This window comes from Streptomyces sp. NPDC002776, assembly GCF_053592195.1.
Window position 1 is genome coordinate 125,690 of sequence record NZ_JBSFVG010000008.1, and the last position, 24,394, is coordinate 150,083.

Consider the following 24,394-nt stretch of genomic DNA (forward strand, 5'->3'; position numbering starts at 1 on the left):
GCGCCGCCCCCGGGCCGTGATAGCTGCTGACAGATCGTGATCGCGGTGCTTATGATGCCGCCGATGAAGAACTTCTCCTCTGGTGGATTGGGGGAATCGTCCGCGTCCGGTGAGTGCTGATGGCATCTCACTTCACGCCCACGATTCCGACCCGCCTGTCGATGTGGCAGCGCGTACGCGAGTACGCCGTGCCACTGTCCATGATCGAGACCGCCACCGCGCGACGTGCCGCCGGTGACTGGGCCGGGGCCTGCGCCGCCGCCCGGGTCGACGTCGACCTCGATCTGCGCGCCGTGCGCGACCGCCACGGCACCGAATTCGTCACCCGTCTGCGGGCGGACCTGCGTCGGCTGGCGCCGGATCTGCTCCGCTGGCACATGCCCCGGATCGCCCCCGACGGACGGCTCCGGCCCGGCCTCACCCTGTCCCTGGCCCGCTATCCGGCTTACGGCGGGGCCCTGGCACATCTGGTGGTGCGGACGCCGCCGGCCTGGGCGGACGCCGGGCAGCGGATGTCACTGGCACTGTGGGAGGAGTCCGGGACCGGCCATCCCGAACACCATCCGCATCCGTACCCCGACCGACGCTTCCGCCTCGACCTGCACCGCCACCTCTGGGACGCAGAGCACAGCGGTGAACTGACGGGGCGCTGTGGGGTGGGGGCGGGCTCCTCACCGACCAGCGCGAGTCGGGATGCCGGGGCGGCGGGCGATTTTCCTGCGGGCGCGGGGAGTTGGGGAACCGGGTCAACGTGCGACTCCTCGTCGGGAGCGGGAAGTCCGGCCACTGGGGCAACGCCCGTCTCCCCATCGGCCACGCCGATCCGACCCGCCTGGGCCAGGCAAGACTCCCTCTCGACCACCGCGCATGGGACCGGTGAGGCCGCAGCCGTCACCCGGTCGGGCCCGGCGATCTGGGGCGCCGGAGCGGTGCAAGACTCCCCTTCGGCCACCGCGAGTTGGGGTACCGGGGCAGGGACCGGACGCTCGTCGGCGGGGGAGCATTTTCCCTCGGCCATGGCGAGTTGGGCCGGTGGGGCCGCGACCGATGCCGCCTCGGCCACCGAAAGGTGGGTCGCGGCGGCCGTGCCCTACTCCCCCTGGGCCACCGCCCGTTGGGCTGCCGAGGCCGAGCTGTTGCTGCGGGACGAGGGGTGTACTCGCGGGGCGTTCACCGTGCGGCTCGGTACGCGCAGGTGGGCCGTGTTCGAGCTCGTCGCACCCGACGACAGTCATGTTCCGACGATCCGGCAGGGGCGTCAGGAGCTGCCGCCGCAGGGAATCGCGGCGCTTCCCGTGCTGCCGGAGGCGGCCGCACGGGTCCTGCCGGATCTGGAGCTGCTGCGGGCCGGGCTGATCACGGCCGACCGGCTGCATCCGCTCGTCGCCGCCGCGCTGGCGTCGACGGCCCCGGCACCGGCACCGCTGGCAGGCCCCGCCGGTGAACCCAGCGCACCCAGCGATCCGCATCGTGTGGAGTGCCGGGGCGCAGTGCACCGGATCGCCTTGCGGGACGGGGCCCTGACGGCGGTCGACCACGACCCGGGCGAGCTGCGCCGGGAGGAGCTGCTGGTGGCGCTCGGCGGGCCCGCGTTGCCGTGTCTGCGGGCGATCGACGCGGTGCACCGCACCCCGGAGGCACTGCCCGCGGTCCGGGAGCGGCTCGCCCACGGTGATGTCGCCGGGGCGCTGGCCGTGGTCGAGGGGCTGCTCGGTCCCGGTGCGCTGCTGCGCGACGGGCCGCTCCGCGAGGAGTTGGAGTCCGCCGCGGCCCGCCGCATCGAGCACGGGCTGTTCCGTTCGGGGCTGGTCGCCGTACACCCCGCCGCCGCCACCGCCGCGGCGGAACCCCGGCCCCGTCTCGACCGGCGTACACCGTCCGTCTGGCGCTCCAAGCGCAACAGCCCCGGCCGGCCCCGTACCGCCCTGCCCTTGTGACCGGGCGACCTCACTCGTCCCCTTCACCCACAGCTTCAGCCCGCGCGGCTGTCCCCTTCTCTTCACACACCCAGGTGATATCCATGACGTCCAGCACCCTTGCGTCCACCGACGGCCAACTCGCCCTCGCCGAGGACCTGTTGACGCTTCTGCGGACGACCACCACCGAGCCCCGCCCCGACGAGCAGCTCGAAGCGCTCACCCTGGCCGTGGCCGCCGACCTTCCGGTGCTGCTCTGGGGCGAACCGGGCATCGGCAAGACCGCGGCCCTGACCCAGCTCGCCGCCTCCCTCGACCTGCCGCTGACCACCGTGATCGCCAGTGTCCACGAGCCGACCGACTTCTCCGGGCTGCCCATCGTGGGCGACGACCCCGCGGTGCAGGGCGTGCCGATGGCACCGCCGCAGTGGGCCGTGGAGCTGGTGCGGGCCGGGCGCGGACTGCTCTTCCTGGACGAACTGTCCACCGCCACCCCGGCCGTCCAGGCCGCGCTGCTCCGGGTCGTGCTGGAGCGGCGGGTCGGTGCCCTGCAACTGCCGCCCGGCGTACGGATCGTGGCCGCGGCAATCCGCGCGCCTCGGCGGCGGACGGGTGGGAGCTGAGCCCGCCCCTGGCCAACCGGTTCGTGCATCTGTACTGGGTGCACGACCGGGACGTGGTGGTACGCGGCCTCGGCGGGGTCTGGCCCCGGGCCGAACTGCCCCGGCTCGAACCGGAGCGGCTGCCGGAGGCGGTGGCCCTCGCCCGGCGCGCGGTGTGCGGGTTCCTCGCCGCGCGGCCGACGCTGATCCACCGGCTGCCCAGCTCCGAGACACGGCGCGGCGGAGCCTGGCCCTCGCCCCGGAGCTGGGAGACCGCGCTGACCCTGCTGGCCTTCGGCACGGCGGCCTCCGTCTCCCGGGAGGTGCTGGCGCTGCTGGTACGGGGCGCGGTGGGCGACGGACCCGGGCTGGAACTCCTCGCCCACCTGGACCGGATGGACCTGCCGGACCCGGAGCTGCTGCTGGCCGACCCGGCCCGCGCCGAGCTGCCCGAGCGCGGTGACCTCCGGCAGGCCGCGCTGGAGGCGGTGGTGGCCGCCGTCGGGGCACGGCCGGAGCGAAGGCGCTGGGAGGCGGGGTGGGCGGTCCTGGTCCGGGCCCTGGAGACCGGCGCCCCGGACCTGCTGGTCGCCCCGGCCAAGGCGCTGGCCGCGGTGCGGCGCGACGACTGGGAGGTGCCGGCGGCGGTGGAACGGCTCGCCGCGATCGTCGGTCTCGCCGCCGGTGCGGACCGGTCGGTGGAACGGGCCGAGGCCGCCCTGGCGCGGGGGGCGCGCCGATGACGGGGGCCGTGCCGCGCCCGCGCGTGCTGCCGCGGCCGATGGGTCCGCCGCCGCGGCCGGTGCGGGCGACCGTGCCGGCACCGCCCGCCACGGCGGGCGGGCGCGCGGCGGACCGCGCACTTCCGCTGGACATGGAGAAGTTGCTCACCGCCCGGCTGCACGCCGTCAAGGTCCGCCCCTATCTGGCCGTCGCGCTCTTCGCGCTGCGGGTGGTGGAGGACCGGTCGGTGCCGACGATGGCGGTCGACGCGCACTGGCGCTGCTACGTCTCCCCCGGCTTCGTGGCCCGCACCCCGGTGGAGGAGCTGGCGGGCGTCTGGGTGCACGAGGTCTCGCATCTGCTGCGGGACCATCACGGGCGCGGCGAGCGCTATGCGCGGGAGCACGAGGAGTACGGGCCGGGTGAGCGGCTGCGGCGGAACATCGCCGCCGACTTCGAGATCAACGATGACATCTACGGCGACGGACTGCCCCGGCCCACCGGGGTGGTGCTCCCGTCGCTGCTGCGGCTGCCCGACGGGCTGCTGATGGAGGAGTACCTGGACAGGGCGTCGCTGTCCGGGCTCGTCGCCGATCTGGCCTGGCTGGACTGCGGCGGCGGCGCCGACGGCGAGGAGCGGCCGTGGGAGCTGGGAGCCGACGGTTCCCATGGGCTGAGCAAGCAGCAGCGGGACGCGGTGCGGTTCCGGGTCGCCGAGGGGATCAAGGGCCGGCCGGGCGACGCTCCGGAGGGGTGGCGCCGCTGGGCGGACGAGGCCTTCCATCCGCCTCAGCCGTGGCGGCGGTTGCTGGGGGCGGCGGTGCGCTCCGCGGCCGGGGCGCCGGGGGTGGGCGAGAACCACAGCTACCGGCGTCCGTCCCGGCGGTCGGCCGCTGTCCCGGGGGTGCTGCTGCCGAGTCTGCGGCGGATCCCTCCCCGGGTCTGCGTGGTGATCGACACCTCCGGTTCGGTGAGCGACGCCGAGCTGGGCAGTGCGCTGGTGGAGGTGGCGGCGATCTCCCGGGCGGTGGGCGGACGACGGGACCTGGTCTCGGTGATCTCCTGTGACGCGGCGGCGGGGATCGCGGGCCCGATCTGCCGTGCCGAGGACATCGAGCTGATCGGCGGCGGGGGGACGGACCTGCGCTCCGGCTTCGCGCTGGCGCTGCGCTCGCGGCCCCGTCCGGACGTGATCGTCGCGCTGACGGACGGCCAGACCCCCTGGCCGTCCTCGCCGCCGCCCTGCCGTACCGTCGTCGGCCTCTTCCCGCGCCCGGGACGCCCCGCGGACGAGGACGACCCGCACTACGTTCCGGACACCCCGCCGCCCTGGGCACGGGTCGTCACCATCGGCTGAACGGACCGGCGCGCCGGGGGGAGGTGTGGGGTGGGGGCGCTCCTGGGGGCGGGTTCCGGTCCACCTTGCATGGGAGCGCTCCCACCCCACTGGGTCGGAACGTAGCGTTGCGGGGCGTGCTTGTAAACGCCTGGCACACGCACAGTTTCCCCCAAGTGCGCAGGGCCGCACCCCCGGTGCCAGGGGTGCGGCCCTCAACAGCCGTGCGGTTCCGCTTACTTGCGGATCAGGCTGCGCAGCACGTACTGCATGATGCCGCCGTTGCGGTAGTAGTCCGCCTCGCCGGGGGTGTCGATGCGGACGACCGCGTCGAACTCGACGCCGGTGTCGGTGGTGACCTTCACCGTGCGCGGGGTGGTGCCGTTGTTGAGCTCCTCGACGCCGGTGAAGGAGAAGGTCTCCTCGCCGGTCAGGCCGAGGGACGCGGCCGAGGCGCCCTCCGGGAACTGCAGCGGCAGCACGCCCATGCCGATGAGGTTCGAGCGGTGGATGCGCTCGTAGGACTCGGCGATGACGGCCTTGACGCCGAGCAGCGCGGTGCCCTTGGCGGCCCAGTCGCGGGACGAGCCGGAGCCGTACTCCTTGCCGGCCAGGACGACCAGCGGGATGCCCTGCTCGATGTAGTTGCGCGAGGCGTCGTAGATGAACGACACCGGACCGTCGGGCTGGGTGAAGTCGCGGGTGTAGCCGCCCTCGGTGCCCGGCGCGATCTGGTTGCGCAGGCGGATGTTGGCGAACGTGCCGCGGATCATGACCTCGTGGTTGCCGCGGCGCGAGCCGTAGCTGTTGAAGTCGCGGCGCTCGACGCCGTGCTCCGTGAGGTACTTGCCGGCCGGGGTGTCGGCCTTGATGGCACCGGCCGGTGAGATGTGGTCGGTGGTGACCGAGTCGCCCAGCTTGGCCAGGACGCGCGCGCCCGTGATGTCCGAGACGGGAGTGGTCTCCATCGTCATGCCCTCGAAGTACGGGGGCTTGCGGACGTAGGTGGACTGCGGGTCCCACTCGAAGGTGTTGCCGGTCGGGATGGGCAGCGCCTGCCACTGGGCGTCGCCCGCGAAGACGTCCTGGTAGGACTTGGAGAACATGTCCTCGCCGATGGCGTTGGCGACGACGTCGTTGACCTCGGCCTCGGAGGGCCAGATGTCCTTGAGGTAGACCGGGTTGCCGTCCTGGTCGGTGCCCAGGGCGTCCTTGGTGATGTCGACCTTCATGGAGCCGGCGAGGGCGTACGCGACGACCAGCGGCGGGGACGCCAGGTAGTTCATCTTGACGTCGGGGTTGATCCGGCCCTCGAAGTTGCGGTTGCCGGAGAGGACCGAAGTGACCGCGAGATCGTGGTCGTTGACGGCCTTGGAGACCTCCTCCGGCAGTGGGCCGGAGTTGCCGATGCAGGTGGTGCAGCCGTAACCGACCAGGTTGAAGCCGACCTTGTCCAGGTACGGGGTCAGACCGGCCTTGTCGAAGTAGTCCGTGACGACCTTCGAACCCGGGGCGAGGGTGGTCTTGACCCACGGCTTGCGGGTCAGGCCCTTCTCCACGGCCTTCTTCGCGACGAGGGCCGCGGCGACCATGACGTACGGGTTGGAGGTGTTGGTGCAGGACGTGATCGCGGCGACCGTCACGGCACCGTGGTCGATCTCGTACGTCGAGCCGTCGGGGGCGGTCACGGGGACCGGCTTCGACGGGGCGCCGTTGGGGGTGTTCGCCGGGGCGTCGGAGGCCGGGAAGGACTCCTTGCCCGCCTCGTCCACGTCGTCCACGTAGTTGCGCACGTCCTGCGCGAACTGCTGGGCGGCGTTCGCGAGGACGATGCGGTCCTGCGGGCGCTTCGGGCCGGCGATCGACGGGACGACCGTCGACAGGTCCAGCTCCAGCTTCTCGGAGAAGTCCGGCTCGGCGGCCGGGTCCAGCCAGAGGCCCTGCTCCTTGGCGTACGCCTCGACCAGCGCGAGCTGCTGCTCGGAACGGCCGGTCAGCTTCAGGTACTTGATGGTCTCGTCGTCGATCGGGAAGATCGCGGCGGTGGAGCCGAACTCCGGCGACATGTTGCCGATGGTGGCGCGGTTCGCGAGCGAGGTGGCGGAGACGCCCTCGCCGTAGAACTCGACGAACTTGCCGACCACGCCGTGCTTGCGCAGCATCTCGGTGATGGTCAGCACCAGGTCGGTGGCGGTGGTGCCGGGGGTGAGCTCACCGGTCAGCTTGAAGCCGACGACACGCGGGATGAGCATGGAGACCGGCTGGCCGAGCATCGCGGCCTCGGCCTCGATGCCGCCGACGCCCCAGCCGAGCACGCCGAGGCCGTTGACCATGGTGGTGTGCGAGTCGGTGCCGACCAGGGTGTCGGGGTAGGCCTGGCCGTTGCGGACCATGACCGTACGAGCGAGGTGCTCGATGTTGACCTGGTGGACGATGCCGGTGCCCGGCGGGACGACCTTGAAGTCGTCGAAGGCGGTCTGGCCCCAGCGCAGGAACTGGTAGCGCTCCTTGTTGCGCCCGTACTCCAGCTCGACGTTCTGCGCGAACGCTTCGTTCGTGCCGAACTTGTCGGCGATGACGGAGTGGTCGATGACCAGCTCGGCCGGGGAGAGCGGGTTGACCTTCGCCGGGTCGCCGCCGAGCTCCTTGACGGCCTCACGCATGGTGGCGAGGTCCACGACACAGGGCACGCCGGTGAAGTCCTGCATGATCACGCGGGCGGGCGTGAACTGGATCTCCTGCGACGGCTGGGCGCTCGAGTCCCACCCGCCGAGCGCGCGGATGTGGTCGGCGGTGATGTTCGCGCCGTCCTCCGTGCGGAGCAGGTTCTCCAGCAGGACCTTGAGGCTGTACGGAAGGCGGGCCGAGCCTTCCACCTTGTCCAGCCGGAAGATCTCGTACGACTCGTCGCCCACCTGCAGCGTGCTGCGGGCGTCGAAGCTGTTCGCCGACACGACAGTCTCCTTCTTTGATGTGCGCGTTCCCACCGCATCCTGCCGCCACGACGACCTGGCCGATCCGCTAAGGTAAGGCTAAGTTAGGTCACCCTTACTGCCAGACCGATGATCGCGTGCGGCTGCGGTACGCCTCGGCAGATATCTCGATGTCGAGATAACTCTAGTACATGGGGCCGGGATGGTCATGCCCGGCCTCCGTGTGATGTCCTCCTTCCACCATGAAGCGAGGCGATTTCCACCGGCATGCGGGCGGCTGGACGAAGTGGGTACCGCTGCCGACGACCGCATGGACGCGGCTGCGTCCCGGGCGCGCCCCGCTGCGCTGCCCCCTGCTGACCGACGACGACCTGGCGCGCGCCGCCTGGACGGCCACCCATCTGCCCGACCTCTTCACCGCGCTCCGGCACGCCGTCTGCGCCCACTACGAGGGCTTTCCCGAGGGACTCGACGTGCGCGCCGTCCACCTCCACCCGGTCGCCCGGGACGGCATCCCCTACGTCGGCGTCGAGTTCCGCGACCTCGGCGTCGCCGTGCACGGCACCCGCGTGGTGGACGTCGGCGGACCCGAGATCGCCACCGACCGCCGGATCGCGGAGGAGGACGCCGCGAACCCGCGCACCGGCCTGGACGAGGCGCTCATCGGCTACTGGAGCAGCATCCCGTTCGACTACGGCGTGATGGAGTGCTCGGAGTTCGAGTTGCGCGCCAACGGCCAGGGGTGGAGCAATCTGGCCAACGCCCTCGGCGAGTGCGTCACCCGGCTCACCTGGCGGTGCCCCGAGCCCGGCCTGCTGGAGCTGCGGACGGAGCAGGGGCGGGTGTCACGGCACGCGTACGTCGTCACCGGCGCGCCCATAGCCGCCGTCACCTTCGACGAACCCGTGGAATTCTGCCATCAGTTCGCCAAGCCGGGGTAGCCGAAAGGGGTCCGAACCACTTCGACGGGAGGCCTCCATGCCGCTCACCTTTCGCAAGAGCTTCCGCATCCTGCCCGGGGTCCGGCTGAACATCAACCGGCGTTCCTGGTCCATCACCACCGGTGGGGCGAACGGTCCCCGGCACACCCACAGCAGCACCGGACGTCGTACGACATCGATGGATTTGCCCGGACCTTTCGGGTGGCGCCGCACCCGTACCGCCAGGCGGCGTTGACGCCCCGTCACCCGTACGGGCCCCCCAGGAGGCGCCATCTCATATCTGAGATAACCTCAATCCCATGGCAGACGACTACCTCGTACGCATCGGCAAGCTCATCCGTGACGCCCGGCAACACCGTGGCTGGACACAGACGCAGCTGGCCGAGGCGCTCGGCACCAGTCAGAGCGCCGTCAACCGGATCGAGCGCGGCAATCAAAACATCAGCCTTGAGATGATCGCCCGTATCGGTGAAGCCCTGGACAGCGAAATCGTCTCTCTGGGCTACGCGGGCCCGATGCATCTGCGGGTGGTGGGCGGCCGGCGGCTGTCCGGCGCGATCGATGTGAAGACGAGCAAGAACGCGTGCGTGGCCCTGCTGTGCGCCTCCCTGCTCAACAAGGGGCGCACGGTGCTGCGCCGGGTGGCCCGCATCGAGGAGGTCTACCGGCTGCTGGAGGTGCTCCAGTCCATCGGTGTGCGGACGCGCTGGATCAACGGCGGGGTCGACCTGGAGCTGGTGCCCCCGGCCGAGCTGGACATGGGCGCCATCGACGCCGAGGCGGCCGTCCGCACCCGCTCCATCATCATGTTCCTGGGCCCGCTGCTGCACCGGATGGACGCCTTCAAGCTGCCCTACGCGGGCGGCTGCGACCTCGGTACGCGCACCATCGAGCCGCACATGATCGCGCTGCGCCGGTTCGGCCTGGACATCGCGGCCACCGAGGGCCTGTACCACGCCCGGGTGGACCGGTCGATCTCCCCCGACCGCCCGATCGTGCTGACCGAGCGCGGGGACACGGTCACCGAGAACGCGCTGCTGGCCGCCGCCCGCCACGACGGCGTGACCACGATCCGCAACGCCTCCTCCAACTACATGGTCCAGGACCTGTGCTTCTTCCTGGAGGCGCTCGGCGTCAAGGTCGAGGGCATCGGCACCACCACGCTCACCGTGCACGGCGTGCCGACCATCGACGTCGACGTCGACTACTCCCCCTCCGAGGACCCGGTCGAGGCGATGAGCCTGCTGGCCGCCGCGGTGGTGACCGAGTCGGAGCTGACGGTCCGCCGGGTGCCCATCGAGTTCCTGGAGATCGAGCTCGCGGTCCTGGAGGAGATGGGCCTCGACCACGACCGCACCCCCGAGTACGTCGCGGACAACGGCCGTACGCGCCTGGTGGACCTGACCGTGCGGCCCTCCAAGCTGGAGGCGCCGATCGACAAGATCCACCCGATGCCGTTCCCGGGCCTGAACATCGACAACGTCCCCTTCTTCGCGGCCATCGCGGCCGTCGCCTCGGGCAAGACCCTCATCCACGACTGGGTCTACGACAACCGCGCGATCTACCTCACCGACCTCAACCGCCTGGGCGGCCGCCTGCAGTTGCTGGACCCGCACCGCGTCCTGGTCGAGGGCCCCACCCGCTGGCGCGCCGCCGAGATGATGTGCCCGCCGGCCCTGCGCCCCGCGGTGGTCGTCCTGCTGGCGATGATGGCGGCGGAGGGCACGTCGGTGCTCCGCAACGTCTACGTCATCAACCGCGGCTACGAAGACCTCGCCGAGCGCCTCAACTCGATCGGTGCGCAGATCGAGACGTTCCGGGACATCTGAGCACGCGGGCTCGGACCGTGCGGGTTCCGGGATGCGGGCCTCCTCCCACGTGGCGCCCATGGACCGTCCGGTGGCGGAGGTGCCGGACGGGTCGTCCACGCACGAGCCCGCCGTGCCGATGGATCCGATGTCGCTGTGTGTCGTGGTGCTCTTCGGTGCCTTGGTGCTCGCCGCCTTGCCGAAGGCGGCGAGCGCCCGTGCCCGGGACCGGGCGGCCCGGCTCCTCACCCAGGTCGCCGCCGTGGAGCGGCCCCGTCCCCCGCCGCGCGGCCCTGATCTCACGACTGCGATCAAGCGCGGCCTCGCCGCGGCGGGTCTCGTCGCGGGCGGCGCCCTGTTCCTCGCGGCCTGCGGGGGCGACGGCATGGACGATGAAGGGCCGGCCGGAGTCCTGGAAGCAGCCGACCGCGGATCCGCGGACTTGGCGGAGCTGAAGGCCCTGAAGGGCACCGAGTTCGACCGGGCCTTCGCCGAGATGATGATCGAGCACCACGACGGCGCGATCGCCATGGCCGAGGACGAGCGGAAGAACGGCGAGAACCCCGACGCCCGGAAGATGGCGGCGGCGGTCGTCAAGAGCCGGTCCGCGGAGGTCGAGCAGCTCCAGGCCGTCGTCGACCGGCTCTCGTAACGCGGAGGCCGGACTCCGCGGCGGCCTTTCACCGACCGCGGAGCCCGGCCCGAGTCGTATCCGGTTGGCCTCTGGCCGCGGGGTCCGGCCCGAGTCGTCGCCCGTTGCCCGTCGGCCTCTGGCCGCGGGGTCAGTTCGCGACGAGGGTCACGTCCTCCTGGTGGGCCGCGTGGAAGACGGGCAGCGGCAGGCCGCCCTTGGTGTCCAGCTCCATAACGGTCGCCTCCACGTGGGCCGGGCCCGCTTCGAGCGAACTGCGGGACGGCTTGCCGGTGTTCTGCCAGCGGCGCTCCACGCCGTCGCAGACCGCGCGGGTGCCGCCGATGCCGTGGCGCAGACCCGACGAGGGCTTGCCCACGGAGGAGCTGACGAAGACCGGGCCCGTGCCGCCGGTGCAGCGGTAGGTGCCGGAGAGGGTGACCGTGCCGTCGGCGGCGATGGTGCCGGTCGGGTCGACGGTCACCGTCTCACCGGGGGCGGCGGGCGCGGCGGGGGCCGTGACCAGGAGCAGGGTGGCAGCGGCGGCGGTGCCGAGGGCGGCGCGTACGGGCATGGGAAGACCTTCCGGGTGAGCGGAGTTCGGGGGCCTCCACCAGTACCGGGCGCGCACGCCCACGCGCGTGATCGTCACCCCTTCGGTGGCGAGTCCGCGCCGGGGGTCCCCAGACCGTCCGGGAGTTGTCCCCGTGGTGTCACGCTTGCGGCCGGCCCGTGGCGATGAGGGCACGCCGGGAGGATGGTCTGTCCATAGGAAGTGTCCGACCCATGTGGAGGCGCACCATGAGTGCTCACCAGACGTCGTGTTCCGTGACCGGTTCGCATGCTCCGCTCGTCGTCGCCGCCCATCCCGAGCAGGGGTGGAGCCTGCTGTGCGACGGCACGATCGTCTTCGACGACTCCGGCGAGCTGCTGCCGGACGGGCGGGTCGTGTCGCCTCAGCGCGTGCCGGTGGGCCGGCTGGTGGCGGCCGCCTGAGCGGCTCGCTACGGGAGCACCGCGAAGCCGTCCAGTTCCACCAGCGCCTGCCGGTCCCACAGGCGCACGACCTCCACCACGGCCATCGCCGGGTAGTCCCGGCCCGCCAGCCGCCGCCAGGTCAGGCCCAGTTCACGGGCGTGCGCGCGGTAGGTCTCGATGTCCGTGGCGTACACCGTGACCCGCGCCAGGTCCGCCGGGGTGCCGCCCGCCGCGCGCAGGGCCGTCAGCAGGTTGCCCAGCGCCTTCTCGAACTGCTCCGGGAGCGTGTCGCCCTCGATCCTGCCGTCGGCGTCCAGCGCTGTCTGGCCCGCCAGGAACACCAGCCGGGAGCCCGTCGCCACCACCGCGTGGGTGAACCCGGTGGGCGGGGACAGCTCGGGCGGGTCGACTCGTCGCGCTGTCATGCTCGGGCCTCCAGGTCGGCGTACAACTCCCTGGCGATGATGCCGCGTTGCACCTCGCTGGCGCCCTCGTAGATCCGCGGGGCCCGGACTTCGCGGTACAGATGCTCCAGGAGATGGCCCCGGCGCAGGGCCCGGGCGCCGTGCAGCTGGACGGCCCGGTCGACCACGTACTGCGCCGTCTCGGTCGCCAGCAGCTTCGCCATCGCGGCGCGCCTCGGGACGTCCGGGGCGCCTTCGTCGTACGCCGTGGCCGCCGCGTACACCATCAGGCGGGCCGCCTCGGTGCGCAGGGCCAGCTCGGCGACCTGGTGGGCGACCGTCTGGAGGTCGCTCAACGTGCCGCCGAACGCGTCCCGCCGGGCGGTGTGGGCGAGCGTCGCGTCCAGGGCCGCCTGTGCCATGCCGACCGCGAAGGCGCCGACGCTGGGGCGGAAGAGGTTCAGGGTGCCCATCGCCACCCGGAAGCCCCGGTCGGGCTCGCCCAGGAGGTCGTCGGCCGTCACCGGGACCGCGTCGAAGGCCAGCGTCCCGATGGGGTGCGGGGAGAGCATGTCGAGGGGGGTGCCGGTCAGGCCCGGGCGGTCGGCCGGTACCAGGAACGCGGTCACGCCCCGGGATCCCGCGCCCGGGGTGGTGCGGGCGAACACCGTGTAGAAGTCGGCGTCGGGGGCGTTGGAGATCCAGCACTTCTCGCCGGTGAGGCGCCAGGCGGACGGGCCGTCGGGGTGGGCGGTGAGGGAGAGGGCCGCCGCGTCCGAGCCCGCGCCCGGCTCGCTGAGCGCGAACGCGGCCACCGCCGTGCCCGCGCCGACCCTCGGCAGCCAGTGCTCGCGCTGGGCCGGGGTGCCGTGGGCGTGGATGGGGCGGGCGCCCAGGCCCTGGAGGGCGAGCGCGGTCTCCGCCTCCGTGCAGGCGTAGGCCAGGGACTCGCGCATCAGGCACAGGTCCAGGGCGCCGGAGGTGAACAGGCGGGGCAGCAGGCCGAGGGCGCCCAGTTCGGCGACGAGCGGGCGGTTGACCTGGCCGGGTTCGCCCTTCTCGGCGAGCGGGCGCAGGCGCTCCGCGGCCAGCAGACGCAGTTCGGCACACCAGGCGGCCTGTTCCGGTTCGAGTGAGAATGCGGACATCGCCGTCCTCTCCGCCCGCGGCCGGTCGACGGGACCGCGGGGCCACTCCCCCGACGGTATCGCGCGCAGTTGACTGCCGTCACCAACGCGATACGCTCCTCGAGCGAGCCCACCAGGCAACCAGGGAGCCCACCAGGCAAGGGGGCGCACCGCCATGAACGTCTCGGCGCATCTCGACACCTTCGCGCGCGACCATCTCCCGCCGGCCGACCAGTGGCCCGAGCTCACCTTCGATCTGCCCGAGCTGCGTTACCCCGAACGGCTGAACTGCGCCGCCGAGCTGCTGCACGGCCCCCCGGACGACCGTCCGGCGTTCCACACCGCCGACGGTCCCAGCTGGACCTACGGTGAGCTGCGGGCCCGGGTCGACCGCCTCGCGCACCTGCTGACCGGCGACCTCGGGGTCGTCCCGGGCAACCGGGTGCTGCTGCGCGGCCCCACCAGCCCCTGGCTCGCGGCTTGCTGGCTCGCGGTGCTGAAGGCGGGCGCGGTCGCCGTGACCGTCCTGGCCCAGCAGCGCCCGCAGGAGCTGCGCACGATGTGCGGGATGGCCGAGGTGAGCCACGCGCTGTGCGACATCCGGGCCGTCGACGACCTCGCCAAGGCGGAGATACCCGGGCTGCGGATCGCCACGTACGGCGGTGACGCCCCGGACGACCTGCTCGAGCGGCCGGCGCCGCACGCCCCGTACACGCCCGTGGACACCGCCTGCGACGACGTGGCGCTGATCGCCTTCACCTCCGGCACCACCGGCCGGCCCAAGGGCTGCATGCACTTCCACCGGGATGTGCTGGCGACGGCGGACACCTTCTCCCAGCATGTGCTCCAGCCCCGTACGGGCGATGTCTTCACCGGCAGTCCCCCGCTCGGCTTCACCTTCGGGCTCGGCGGGCTCGTGGTCTTCCCGCTGCGGGCCGGGGCGAGCGCGCTGCTGCTCGAACAGGCCGGTCCCCGGCAGCTGCTGTCCGCCGTCGCCGAGCACCGGGTGACGGTGCTGTTCACCGCGCCGACCGCCTACCGCGTGATGCTGGACGAACTGGACGGGCACGACGTCTCCAGCCTGCGCCGCTGTGTATCGGCCGGCGAGAACCTGCCCGCGGCCACCTGGCGGGCCTGGCACGAGCGGACCGGGCTGCGCATCATCAACGGCATCGGCGCCACCGAACTGCTGCACATCTTCGTCTCCGCCGCCGACGAGGACATCAGGCCCGGCACCACCGGGCTGCCGGTGCCCGGCTGGCAGGCGCGCGTGGTGGACGCCGACGGCCGGGAGAAGCCCGACGGGGAGCCGGGACTGCTCGCGGTGCGCGGGCCGGTCGGCTGCCGCTATCTCGCCGACCCCCGCCAGTGCGAGTACGTACGGCACGGCTGGAACATCACCGGCGACACCTACGTCCGGGAGAGTGACGGCTACTTCCGTTACGTCGCCCGCGCGGACGACATGATCATCTCGGCCGGGTACAACATCGCGGGCCCGGAGGTCGAGGAGGCGCTGCTGCGCCACCCGGACGTACTGGAGACGGCGGTGGTGGGCCGGCCCGATGCCGCGCGCGGACAGGTCGTGATGGCGTTCGCGGTGCTCAGGCCGGGCGCGCCCCGGGACGCGGCGGCGCTGCGCGCCTTCGTCAAGGCGGAACTCGCGCCGTACAAGTGCCCGCGCGAGATCGTCTTCCTGGACGCCCTGCCGCGCACGGCGACCGGCAAGCTCCAGCGGTTCAGGCTGCGTCTCGCGGCCGACGCCGCGGGTGACCGGCAGTGATACCGACGACCTAAGATGATCAACGTGTCCGACCAGCATGCACCACGGTCCTTGATCGTCACGCTCTACGGCGCCTACGGCCGCTTCGTGCCCGGCCCGGTGCCCGTCGCCGAACTGATCCGGCTGCTGGCCGCGGTGGGCGTGGACGCTCCCTCGGTGCGCTCGTCGGTGTCCCGCCTCAAACGGCGCGGGCTGCTCGTCCCCGCCCGTACCGCCGAGGGCGCGGCCGGTTACGAACTCTCCCCGGACGCCCGCCAGTTGCTCGACGACGGCGACCGGCGCGTGTACGCCACCGCGCCGCCCGACGAGGAGGGCTGGGTCCTGGCGGTCTTCTCCGTACCGGAGTCGGAGCGCCAGAAGCGGCACGTGCTGCGCTCCCGGCTGGCGGGCCTCGGCTTCGGCAGCGCCGCCCCCGGTGTGTGGATCGCGCCCGCGCGGCTGTACGAGGAGACCCGGCACACCCTGGCGCGGCTGCGCCTGGAGGCGTACGTCGACTTCTTCCGCGGTGAGCACCTCGGCTTCGCGCCCACCGTCGAGGCGGTCACCCGCTGGTGGGACCTGGCGGCCGTCGCCAAGGAGCACGAGGCGTTCCTCGACCGCCACGCGCGCGTGCTGCACGCCTGGGAGCAGCGCTCCGACACCCCGCCCGAGGAGGCGTACCGCGACTATCTCCTCGCCCTGGACTCCTGGCGTCATCTGCCGTACGTCGATCCCGGGCTGCCCGCCCGGCTGCTGCCCGAGGACTGGCCCGGGGTACGGTCGGCGGAGGTGTTCCGTGCGCTGCACGCGCGGCTGCGGGACGCGGGGGCCGTCTTCGCCGGGTTGTGACACCGGCCATGCCTTCGGTCACTCAGGGAACCCTTGCAACAAGGATGTACGCCCTCATGTCCCCAGCGTCAGGCGGGGCTTGGGGGCGTCCGTGCGGCCCGTCCGGGGGTGGCGGCTGCCCGCCCGGTACTGGTCCGGCCAGACGACGCCCGGTCCCTCGTACGACTGCTCCGCCGCCGCGTGCAGCGTCCAGTTGGGGTCGTAGAGGTGGGGGCGGGCCAGGGCGCACAGGTCGGCGCGGCCCGCCAGGAGCAGGGAGTTGACGTCGTCCCAGGAGGAGATCGCGCCCACCGCGATCACCGGGACGCCGGTGCTGTTGCGGATGCGGTCGGCGTACGGCGTCTGGTACGAGCGCCCGAACTCCGGTTGCTCCTCGGCCACCACCTGCCCGGTCGAGACGTCGATCGCGTCGGCGCCGTGCGCGGCGAAGGCGCGGGCGATCTCGACGGCGTCCTCGGCACCGGTGCCGCCCTCGGCCCAGTCCGTGGCGGAGATACGGACGGTCATGGGCCGTTCCTGCGGCCATACGCCCCGGACCGCGTCGAAGACCTCCAGCGGGAAACGCAGCCGCTTGTCCAGGGAGCCGCCGTAGGCGTCGGTACGGCGGTTGGTCAGCGGGGAGAGGAAGCCGGAGAGCAGATAGCCGTGCGCGCAGTGGAGTTCGAGGAGGTCGAAGCCCGCGCGGGCGGCACGCCAGGCCGCCGCCGTGAACTGCTCGCGCAGATCGGTGAGCTGGGCGCGGGAGAGCTCGCGCGGGGTCTGGCTCCCGGGCTTGTACGGGAGCGCGGAGGCGGCCACCAGCGGCCAGTTGCCGTCGGGCAGCGGCTCGTCCATGCCCTCCCACATCAGCCGGGTGGAGCCCTTGCGCCCGCTGTGGCCGAGCTGCACGCCGATCGCGGTGCCGGGCGCCCGGGTGTGCACGAAGTCGGTGATCCGGCGCCAGGCCTCGGCCTGCTTGCCGTGGTAGAGGCCGGTGCAGCCGGGGGTGATCCGGCCCTCGGGGCTGATGCACACCATCTCGGTCATCACCAGGCCGGCCCCGCCGAGGGCCCGGGCGCCCAGGTGGACGAGGTGGAAGTCGCCGGGGAGTCCGTCCACGGCCGAGTACATGTCCATCGGCGAGACGACGATCCGGTTGCGCAGGGTCAGCCCGCGCAGCCGGAACGGGGTGAACATCGGCGGCGTACCGGACGGGCAGCCGAAGGCGCGTTCCACCGATTCCGTGAAGCGGGCGTCGCGCAGGCGGAGGTTGTCGTGGGTGACCCGGCGGCTGCGGGTGAGCAGGTTGAAGGCGAACTGGCGCGGGGGCTGGCCGAGGTAGCGGGCGATGTCCTCGAACCACTCCAGGCTGGCGCGGGCGGCGCGCTGGGTGGAGGCGACGACGGGTTTGCGTTCCTCCTCGTACGCGCTGAGCGCGCTGGGGATGCCGGGCTGTTCCTGGAGGCACGCGGCGAGTGCGAGGGCGTCCTCCACCGCCAGCTTCGTGCCCGAGCCGATGGAGAAGTGGGCCGTGTGCGCGGCGTCGCCCAGCAGCACGATGTTCTCGTGCGACCAGCGTTCGTTGACGACCGTGCGGAAGGTCGTCCACGCGGACTTGTTGGAGTGCAGGGGGCGGCCGCGCAGGGCCTCCGCGAAGATCTTGGCGCAGCTCTCGATGGATTCCTGCGGGTCGGGCCCGTCGAATCCGGCGGCGCGCCACACCTCTTCGCGCATCTCGATGATGACGGTGGAGGCGGCGCGGGCATAGGGGTAGCCGTGCAGTTGCATCACGCCGTGTTCGGTCTCGGCGATGTCGAAGCGGAAGGCGTCGAAGGCGAAGTCGGTGGCCAGCCAGATGTAACGGCAGTGGTGGGTGGCCACATGGGGGCGGAACACAGGGGCGTAGGCCGCACGGGTGGTGCTGTGCACACCGTCGGCGGCGATGACCAGGTCGTGGGTCTCCGCCAGCCGGGCGGGACCGGGAGCCTCGGAGGTGAAGCGGAGGTCCACGCCGAGGGCGTGGCAGCGGTCGTGCAGGATCTCCAGCAGGCGTTTGCGGCCGAGGGCGGCGAAACCGTGTCCGCCGGAGGTGTGGCGGGAGTCGCCGTGGACGATGTCGATGTCGTCCCAGCGGATGAAGTCCTGTTGCAGGGCCGCGTAGACCTCGGGGTCGGCGTGTTCTATGCCGCCCAGGGTTTCGTCGGAGAGGACCACGCCGAAGCCGAAGGTGTCGTCGGGGGCGTTGCGTTCCCAGACGGTGATCTCGCGGGCGGGGTCGAGGCGTTTGAGGAGGGCGGCGGCGTAGAGGCCGCCGGGGCCGCCGCCGATGATCGCCACCTGGAGGGGGTGGCTGGTGGTGGTCAGCGGCTGCGGGTGGGTGGGGGCTGGTCGCGCGGTTCCCCGCGCCCCTGGGGTCGGAACAGTCACCGTCCCCTCCATTTGGGAGGTCGCTTCGCGGTGAAGGCCGCGTGGAACTCCGCGTAGTCCTCGCCCGTCATCAGCAGGGCCTGTGTCGAGGCGTCCAGTTCCACCGCTGCCGCCAGGGGCATGTCCAGTTCCGCCGTCAGGAGCGCCTTGGTCTGGGCGTACGCCAGAGCCGGGCCCTCGGACAGGCGGCGGGCCAGGGACCGTGCCGCCTCGTCCGCCCGGCCCTCCTCCGTCAGCTCGCTGATCAGGCCGATGCGCTCGGCCTCCGGCGCCCGTACCGGGTCGCCCAGCATCAGCAGGCGGGTGGCGTGGCCGAGGCCGACGACCCTGGGCAGCAGGTACGCCGCTCCCATGTCGCCGCCGGACAGGCCGACCCGGGTGAACAGGAACGCGAAGCGGGCCGAGGGGTCGGCGACGCGGAAGTCGCAGGCCAGGGCCAGCACCGCGCCCGCGCCCGCCGCCACGCCGTGGATCGCCGCGATCACCGGGAACGGGCACTCGCGGACCGCCCGCACCACCTGGCCGGTCATCCGGTTGAAGTCCAGCAGCTGGGCCGTGTCCATGGACAGCGTCTCGCCGATGATCTCGTCCACGTCCCCGCCGGAGCAGAAGCCGCGCCCCTCCCCGGCCAGCACCAGGGCTCGTACCGCCCGCTCCCGGGACAGCTCGGCGAGGAGGTCGCGCAGGTCGGCGTAGGCGCCGAAGGTGAGGGCGTTGAGCTTCTCGGGGCGGGCGAGGGTGACGGTGGCGACGCCGTCGGTGAGGTCCACCCGCAGATGGCGCCAGCGCTCGGTCCGGGCGGCGGAGCCGGTGAAGGGACTCATGGCGGGCGGCCTCCTCGGGCGGACTGCGGGCGGCGCTGTTCCACTGAGGTCTACCCGACGAAGTTATCACCCATCCGTGACTGTCGTCAGGACAGCGCGATACGTCACGGCGGCGACCCGGGTGTCACGGGTCGTCGACGCCCCGGTAACGACGGGAGCAACGGCGCGAGGCGCGCCGCTCACCTGGGTAGGCCGCTGGTCACCGGGGTGAAGGGCCCCGGGCGGTGCCCGCCGGACGCCTTCGGCGAGGGCCCCGTACCATTCCTCTGGTCGAGAGCAGGACTGCCTGCTTGATGAACGGATCCGCCGTGCACGATCGCCTCCCCGCCTCCGCCTCCTGGCGCATCGCGCTGCCGCACACCACCGCGGCGGTGCCGGTCGCGCGCGCCCTGATCCGTACCGCCCTGGCCGAGCTGGAGCATTGTGCCGACAGCGACACCGCGGAGCTGCTGACCGCGGAGCTGGTGGCCAACGCCGTGGAGCACACGGCGGGCGAGGGGCCGATAGAGCTGGTGGTGCGGCTGCTGCCGGGCGGCTGCCAGGTCGAGGTGCACGACCCGGACCCGGCGCCGCCGGGGAACCTCACCCGCCCCTGCGAGGGGGAGCCGGATCCCTGGCAGGAGCACGGCCGGGGGCTGCTGCTGATCCGCACGCTGAGCTCGTCGTGCGGTCACCGGCCGACGCCGTCGGGGAAGGCTGTGTGGTTCAGGTTGCCGGCGATACCGGCGCAGCGGCGGCCCGGGTAGGCGGTCTCAGGCCAGCGTGGCGACCAGGACCGCCTTGATCGTGTGCATGCGGTTCTCCGCCTCGTCGAAGACCACCGAGTGCGGCGACTCGAAGACCTCGTCGGTGACTTCCAGGGAGTCCAGGCCGTGGGCCTCGAAGATCTCCCGGCCGACCTTCGTGCCCAGGTCGTGGAAGGCCGGGAGGCAGTGCAGGAACTTCACGTCCGGGTTGCCGGTGGCCCGCAGCACGTCCATCGTGACCGCGTACGGGACCAGCGCCTTGATCCGCTCGTCCCAGACGTCCTTGGGCTCACCCATCGAGACCCAGACGTCCGTGGCGACGAAGTCGGCGCCCAGGACGCCCTCGGCCACGGACTCGGTGAGCAGGACGGCTGCCCCGCTGGTCTCGGCGAGCCGGCGCGCCTCGGCGACGATGTCCTCGTGCGGCCAGTACGCCTTGGGCGCGACGATCCGCACGTCCATGCCGAGCAGCGCGCCGGTGATCAGATAGCTGTTGCCCATGTTGAAGCGGGCGTCGCCGAGGTAGGCGAAGGCGATGGAGTCGTCCAGGGTCTTCGGGGTGTGCTCCAGCATGGTGAGGACGTCGGCGAGCATCTGGGTGGGGTGCCAGTCGTCGGTGAGGCCGTTGTAGACCGGCACCCCGGCGTGCGCGGCCAGCTCCTCGACCTTCTCCTGGCTGTCCCCGCGGTACTCGATGGCGTCGAACATCCGCCCGAGCACCCGCGCGGTGTCCTTGACCGACTCCTTGTGCCCGATCTGCGAGCCGGAGGGGTCCAGGTAGGTCGTCGAGGCGCCCTGGTCGGCGGCGGCGACCTCGAAGGCGCAGCGGGTGCGGGTGGACGTCTTCTCGAAGATCAGCGCGATGTTCCTGCCGCGCAGGTGCTGCGGCTCGGTCCCGGCCTTCTTGGCGGCCTTCAGCTCGGTGGCCAGCTCGATCAGCCCGCGGAACTCCTCCTCGGTGAAGTCGAGCTCCTTGAGGAAGTGGCGGCCGGCGAGGGCGGTCGGGACTGTCGCCATGGGGGCGCTCCAGAGATACGTGAACAATGACCCTGGAAGTCTATACGATGTTCCACATTTATATACAGGGCGGTTTGGGCTACACGGCCCCTCGCTCGACCGGGCAGCTCATGCAGCGCGGGCCGCCCCTCCCCCGGCCCAGTTCGCTGCCGGGGATCTCGATGACCTCGATGCCCTGCTTGCGCAGATGCGTGTTGGTGGTGGAGTTCCGCTCGTAGGCCACGACGACGCCCGGCTCGACCGCGAGGACGTTGCAGCCGTCGTCCCACTGCTCCCGCTCGGCCGCGTGCACGTCCTGGGTCGCGGTCAGGACCCGGATCTCGCTCAGTCCGAGGGCGGCGGCGATGGCTCGGTGCATGTGCTCCGGCGGATGGTCGGTGACCTTCAGCTCCTTGCCGTCGACGCCGGGCTCGATGGTGTACGAGCGGAGCATGCCGAGCCCGGCGTACTGGGTGAAGGTGTCGCCGTCGACCATCGTCATCACGGTGTCGAGGTGCATGAAGGCACGCCGCTTGGGCATGTCCAGGGCCACGATCGACTGGGCGGAACCCGCGGCGAACAGCTTGTACGCCAGCATCTCCACGGCCTGCGGGGTGGTGCGCTCGCTCATGCCGATCAGCACGGCGCCGTTGCCGATCACCAGGACGTCGCCGCCCTCGATGGTGGACGGGTAGTCGGCCTGCCCCTCGGACCAGAAGGGGAACGTCTCCGCGCGGAACAGCGGGTGGTGCCGGTAGATCGCCTCGAAGTGCACGGTCTCGCGCTGACGGGCCGGCCAGCGCATGGCGTTGACGGAGACGCCGTCGTAGATCCAGGCGGAGGTGTCGCGGGTGAAGAGGTGGTTGGGCAGGGGCGCGAGGAGGAAGTCGTCGAGCTCCATGGCATGGAAGCGCACGGAGACCGGCTCCGGGTGGGCGTCCAGGTACTCGCGCTTGGTCATGCCGCCGACGAGGGCCTCGGCCAGTTCGGGGGCGGGCAGGTTCTCGAAGGCGGCACGCAGATGGTCGGTGGCGAGGACGCCGTACTCCTTCTCGTCGAAGACGCGGTCCAGGACGAGGGTGCGGGCCGCCGGGATCGCCAGGGCCTCGGTGAGCAGGTCGCCGAAGAGGTGGACGGTGACCCCGCGGTCGCGCAGGACGTCGGCGAAGCCGTCGTGCTCGGCGCGCGCCCGGCGCACCCAGAGCACGTCGTCGAAGAGCAGCGCGTCCTTGTTGCTGGGGGTGAGCCTTTTGAGCTCGAGATCCGGCCGGTGCAGGATGACGCGGCTGAGCCGCCCGGCCTCGGAGTCGACATGGAATCCCATGACTCCATCCTGACCACCGGGGGCGCCCTTCACCCCCTTCTTGACCACTTCCGGTTCTCGTCCCCTTGACGATAAACGGGCTCCCCGCTTATCGTCGTCATGACGAAAACCAGTGAGGGGGGTCATTCCATGGCCGACATCACCCGGCGCCTCGGGTGGCGCCATCTGCGCGGGGCGCCGACGGCGCACATCCGGCACCACCGCTCGGGCCGCCTGGTGCACGACGGACCCGGGATCAGCTTCTGGTTCCGGCCGCTCAGCGCGGCGATCTCCGAAGTGCCGGTCGACGACCGGGAGCTGGCGATGACGTTCCACGCCCGTACGGCCGACTTCCAGGACGTGGCCGTGCAGGCGACGGTCACCTACCGCATCAGCGACCCGGCCCTCGCCTCGGCCCGGCTGGACTTCTCGGTCGACCCCGACACCGGGGCCTGGCGCGGCGCTCCCCTGGAACAGCTCGGCACCCTGCTCACCGAGACGGCCCAGCAGCACGCCCTCGCCGTCCTCGCCCGTACGCCGCTCGCGTCGGCCCTGGTGGACGGGGTGAGCGCGGTGCGCGAACGGGTCGCCGCCGGGCTCGCCGCCGAACCCCGGCTGCCCGCCACCGGCATCGAGATCGTCGCCGTGCGGGTGGTGGCGCTGCGCCCGGAGCCGGAGGTGGAGCGGGCGCTGCGGACCCCGGCGCGCGAGCTGATCCAGCAGGAGGCCGACCGGGCCACGTACGAGCGACGGGCGGTGGCCGTCGAGCGGGAACGCGCGATCGCCGAGAACGAGCTGGCCAGCCAGATCGAACTCGCCCGCCGCGAGGAGCAGTTGGTCGATCAGCGGGGCACCAACGCGCGCCGGGAGGCGGAGGAGGCCGCCGCGGCCGACGCGGTACGGGCCGAGGCGGAGGCGGCTCGCTCGGTGCGGCTGGCCGACGCCGAGGCGCGGCGCACCGAACGGCTCGCGGAGGCCGAGGCCGCGCGTTCCGTACGGCTCGCCCGCGCCGAGGCCGAGGGCACCCGGGAGGTCGGTGACGCGAAGGCCGCGGCCCAGGCCGCCTGGCTGCGGGTGCACGCCGAGGTGGACGTCGCCGTCCTGCACGCCCTCACCGGCACCCGGCTCGCCGAGAACCTGCCCCGCATCGACAGCGTCACCGTCTCGCCGGACGTGCTCACCGGACTGCTCGCCCGGCTCGGCGACGGGGAGCGGACGTGAGTCTCGCGCCCCGGGCCGTGCTGGTCCACCGCACCACGGAGTACGAGGAGTTGGTGGCCCGGCACGGCACCCACGGCCAGGCCGCCTACTTCCTGCGCTCCCGCGGCCGGGACATCGAGGAGATCGCGGCCCGGCACCGCCGCACCCGCCGGGCGCTCGCCGAGGTGGCCGCGGCGATCCCGCTGACCTGGCGGCAGGCACGGGTCGAGCGGGCCGACGTGGACCGCTTCCTGTTCGCGCCGCAGGACGTGGTCGTGGTGGTCGGCCAGGACGGACTGGTGGCGAACGTCGCCAAGTACCTGTCGGGGCAACCGGTGATCGGCATCGACGCCGAACCCGGACGCAACCCCGGGGTCCTGGTACGGCACCGGCCCGGGGACGCGGCGAAGCTGCTGGCGTCGGCCGGCACCTCGGCCGTGGACGAGCTCACCATGGTCGAGGCCGTCGCCGACGACACCCAGCGGCTGGTCGCGCTGAACGAGATCTATCTGGGCGCCGCCGGACACCAGACGGCACGGTACCGCCTGGGCCTGGAGGACGACGGGGGTGTCGTCGAGGCCCAGGCCTCGTCCGGGGTGCTGATCGGCACCGGGACGGGGGCGACCGGATGGCTCCGGTCGGTGTGGCAGGACTGGGGAGGGCGGCTGCGGCTGCCCTCCCCGGCGGAGGAACGGCTGGTGTGGTTCGTCCGCGAGGCCTGGCCCTCACCGGCCACCGGGACCTCCCTGGTGGCCGGTGAGCTGGCCGGCCCGGCCCGGCTGACCCTCACCGTCGAGTCCGAACGCCTGGTCGCCTTCGGGGACGGCATGGAGACCGACGCCCTGGAACTGACCTGGGGCCAGTCGGTCCGGATCGGCGTGTGCCGGGAGCGGCTGCGGCTCGCGGGGTAGG

Annotated in this window: 20 protein-coding genes and 1 pseudogene; 13 read left to right on the forward strand and 8 right to left on the reverse strand. The window is 72.4% G+C overall.

The features are described 5' to 3' along the window. The first annotated feature begins 119 nt into the window (after positions 1-119). The 3 genes and pseudogenes from ACWD11_RS18255 to ACWD11_RS18265 all read left to right on the forward strand — a co-directional run bounded on the left by ACWD11_RS18255 (position 120) and on the right by ACWD11_RS18265 (position 4,598). Positions 120-1,937 carry a hypothetical protein gene (locus ACWD11_RS18255; RefSeq protein WP_451284061.1) on the forward strand — a complete coding sequence of 606 codons (1,818 nt, stop codon included), beginning with the start codon at positions 120-122 and terminating at the stop codon, positions 1,935-1,937. An 83-nt stretch (positions 1,938-2,020) separates the two neighbouring features. After that, positions 2,021-3,261 (forward strand): annotated as a pseudogene (locus ACWD11_RS18260) (AAA family ATPase). A gap of 131 nt (positions 3,262-3,392) precedes the next feature. Then, positions 3,393-4,598 (forward strand): vWA domain-containing protein, encoded by a 1,206-nt coding sequence (locus ACWD11_RS18265; protein ID WP_451284260.1) that lies wholly within the window; start codon positions 3,393-3,395, stop codon positions 4,596-4,598. Between the two features lie 215 nt (positions 4,599-4,813). Here the strand turns inward: ACWD11_RS18265 and acnA are convergent, their stop codons facing one another. After that, the gene (gene acnA / locus ACWD11_RS18270; protein WP_389419939.1) at positions 4,814-7,531 is read right to left on the reverse strand and encodes an aconitate hydratase AcnA; all 2,718 of its coding nucleotides are present in this window, start codon (positions 7,529-7,531) and stop codon (positions 4,814-4,816) included. Positions 7,532-7,752: 221 nt separating this feature from the next. On the opposite strand from acnA, the gene ACWD11_RS18275 reads away from it, so the two are divergent. The 4 genes from ACWD11_RS18275 (at position 7,753) to ACWD11_RS18290 (ending at position 10,911) form a co-directional block, all read left to right on the forward strand. Then, positions 7,753-8,451 (forward strand): hypothetical protein, encoded by a 699-nt coding sequence (locus tag ACWD11_RS18275; protein ID WP_389419940.1) that lies wholly within the window; start codon positions 7,753-7,755, stop codon positions 8,449-8,451. Positions 8,452-8,488: 37 nt separating this feature from the next. After that, positions 8,489-8,686, forward strand: coding sequence for a DUF4236 domain-containing protein (locus tag ACWD11_RS18280; protein ID WP_190194188.1), 198 nt, complete (start codon positions 8,489-8,491; stop codon positions 8,684-8,686). A 64-nt stretch (positions 8,687-8,750) separates the two neighbouring features. After that, positions 8,751-10,280, forward strand: coding sequence for a helix-turn-helix domain-containing protein (locus tag ACWD11_RS18285; protein ID WP_389419941.1), 1,530 nt, complete (start codon positions 8,751-8,753; stop codon positions 10,278-10,280). 58 nt (positions 10,281-10,338) lie between these two features. Continuing rightward, positions 10,339-10,911 carry a DUF305 domain-containing protein gene (locus ACWD11_RS18290; RefSeq protein WP_451284064.1) on the forward strand — a complete coding sequence of 191 codons (573 nt, stop codon included), beginning with the start codon at positions 10,339-10,341 and terminating at the stop codon, positions 10,909-10,911. Positions 10,912-11,041: 130 nt separating this feature from the next. Here ACWD11_RS18290 and ACWD11_RS18295 read toward each other — a convergent pair whose 3' ends face one another. Next, positions 11,042-11,464, reverse strand: a complete 423-nt coding sequence (locus tag ACWD11_RS18295; protein ID WP_389419942.1) for a DUF6299 family protein — start codon at positions 11,462-11,464, stop codon at positions 11,042-11,044. A gap of 227 nt (positions 11,465-11,691) precedes the next feature. On the opposite strand from ACWD11_RS18295, the gene ACWD11_RS18300 reads away from it, so the two are divergent. Beyond that, complete coding sequence (locus ACWD11_RS18300; protein WP_389419943.1) at positions 11,692-11,886, forward strand: DUF5999 family protein; 195 nt, start codon at positions 11,692-11,694, stop codon at positions 11,884-11,886. A gap of 8 nt (positions 11,887-11,894) precedes the next feature. Here ACWD11_RS18300 and ACWD11_RS18305 read toward each other — a convergent pair whose 3' ends face one another. Beyond that, positions 11,895-12,293, reverse strand: coding sequence for a RidA family protein (locus tag ACWD11_RS18305; RefSeq protein WP_389419944.1), 399 nt, complete (start codon positions 12,291-12,293; stop codon positions 11,895-11,897). Next, positions 12,290-13,420 (reverse strand): acyl-CoA dehydrogenase family protein, encoded by a 1,131-nt coding sequence (locus ACWD11_RS18310; RefSeq protein ID WP_451284067.1) that lies wholly within the window; start codon positions 13,418-13,420, stop codon positions 12,290-12,292. Before ACWD11_RS18310 ends, ACWD11_RS18305 begins: the two co-directional genes overlap by 4 nt. A gap of 154 nt (positions 13,421-13,574) precedes the next feature. Between ACWD11_RS18310 and ACWD11_RS18315 the strand changes: the two genes are divergently transcribed. Together ACWD11_RS18315 and ACWD11_RS18320 are read left to right on the forward strand one after the other, a co-directional pair. Then, positions 13,575-15,179, forward strand: coding sequence for an AMP-binding protein (locus ACWD11_RS18315; protein WP_451284069.1), 1,605 nt, complete (start codon positions 13,575-13,577; stop codon positions 15,177-15,179). 15 nt (positions 15,180-15,194) lie between these two features. Continuing rightward, a complete protein-coding gene (locus tag ACWD11_RS18320) occupies positions 15,195-16,007 on the forward strand; it encodes a PaaX family transcriptional regulator (RefSeq protein ID WP_389419947.1) in 813 nt (270 codons plus the stop codon). Positions 16,008-16,061: 54 nt separating this feature from the next. Here the strand turns inward: ACWD11_RS18320 and ACWD11_RS18325 are convergent, their stop codons facing one another. Together ACWD11_RS18325 and ACWD11_RS18330 are read right to left on the reverse strand one after the other, a co-directional pair. After that, positions 16,062-18,425 carry a bifunctional salicylyl-CoA 5-hydroxylase/oxidoreductase gene (locus ACWD11_RS18325; RefSeq protein ID WP_451284071.1) on the reverse strand — a complete coding sequence of 788 codons (2,364 nt, stop codon included), beginning with the start codon at positions 18,423-18,425 and terminating at the stop codon, positions 16,062-16,064. Further along, positions 18,410-19,237: an enoyl-CoA hydratase family protein gene (locus ACWD11_RS18330; RefSeq protein ID WP_389419949.1), complete on the reverse strand. Its 828-nt coding sequence runs from the start codon at positions 19,235-19,237 to the stop codon at positions 18,410-18,412. Before ACWD11_RS18330 ends, ACWD11_RS18325 begins: the two co-directional genes overlap by 16 nt. A gap of 293 nt (positions 19,238-19,530) precedes the next feature. Here ACWD11_RS18330 and ACWD11_RS18335 point away from each other — a divergent pair, with 293 nt between their 5' ends. Then, the gene (locus ACWD11_RS18335; RefSeq protein WP_389419950.1) at positions 19,531-19,983 is read left to right on the forward strand and encodes an ATP-binding protein; all 453 of its coding nucleotides are present in this window, start codon (positions 19,531-19,533) and stop codon (positions 19,981-19,983) included. Between the two features lie 6 nt (positions 19,984-19,989). Here ACWD11_RS18335 and argF read toward each other — a convergent pair whose 3' ends face one another. Both argF and ACWD11_RS18345 read right to left on the reverse strand, forming a co-directional pair. Next, positions 19,990-21,000, reverse strand: a complete 1,011-nt coding sequence (gene argF, locus ACWD11_RS18340) for an ornithine carbamoyltransferase (protein ID WP_451284074.1) — start codon at positions 20,998-21,000, stop codon at positions 19,990-19,992. 79 nt (positions 21,001-21,079) lie between these two features. Continuing rightward, a complete protein-coding gene (locus ACWD11_RS18345) occupies positions 21,080-22,303 on the reverse strand; it encodes an arginine deiminase (RefSeq protein ID WP_451284076.1) in 1,224 nt (407 codons plus the stop codon). 129 nt (positions 22,304-22,432) lie between these two features. Between ACWD11_RS18345 and ACWD11_RS18350 the strand changes: the two genes are divergently transcribed. Then, positions 22,433-23,503: an SPFH domain-containing protein gene (locus tag ACWD11_RS18350; protein ID WP_451284078.1), complete on the forward strand. Its 1,071-nt coding sequence runs from the start codon at positions 22,433-22,435 to the stop codon at positions 23,501-23,503. Beyond that, complete coding sequence (locus tag ACWD11_RS18355) at positions 23,500-24,393, forward strand: hypothetical protein (protein WP_451284080.1); 894 nt, start codon at positions 23,500-23,502, stop codon at positions 24,391-24,393. Before ACWD11_RS18350 ends, ACWD11_RS18355 begins: the two co-directional genes overlap by 4 nt. Position 24,394 lies beyond the last annotated feature (1 nt).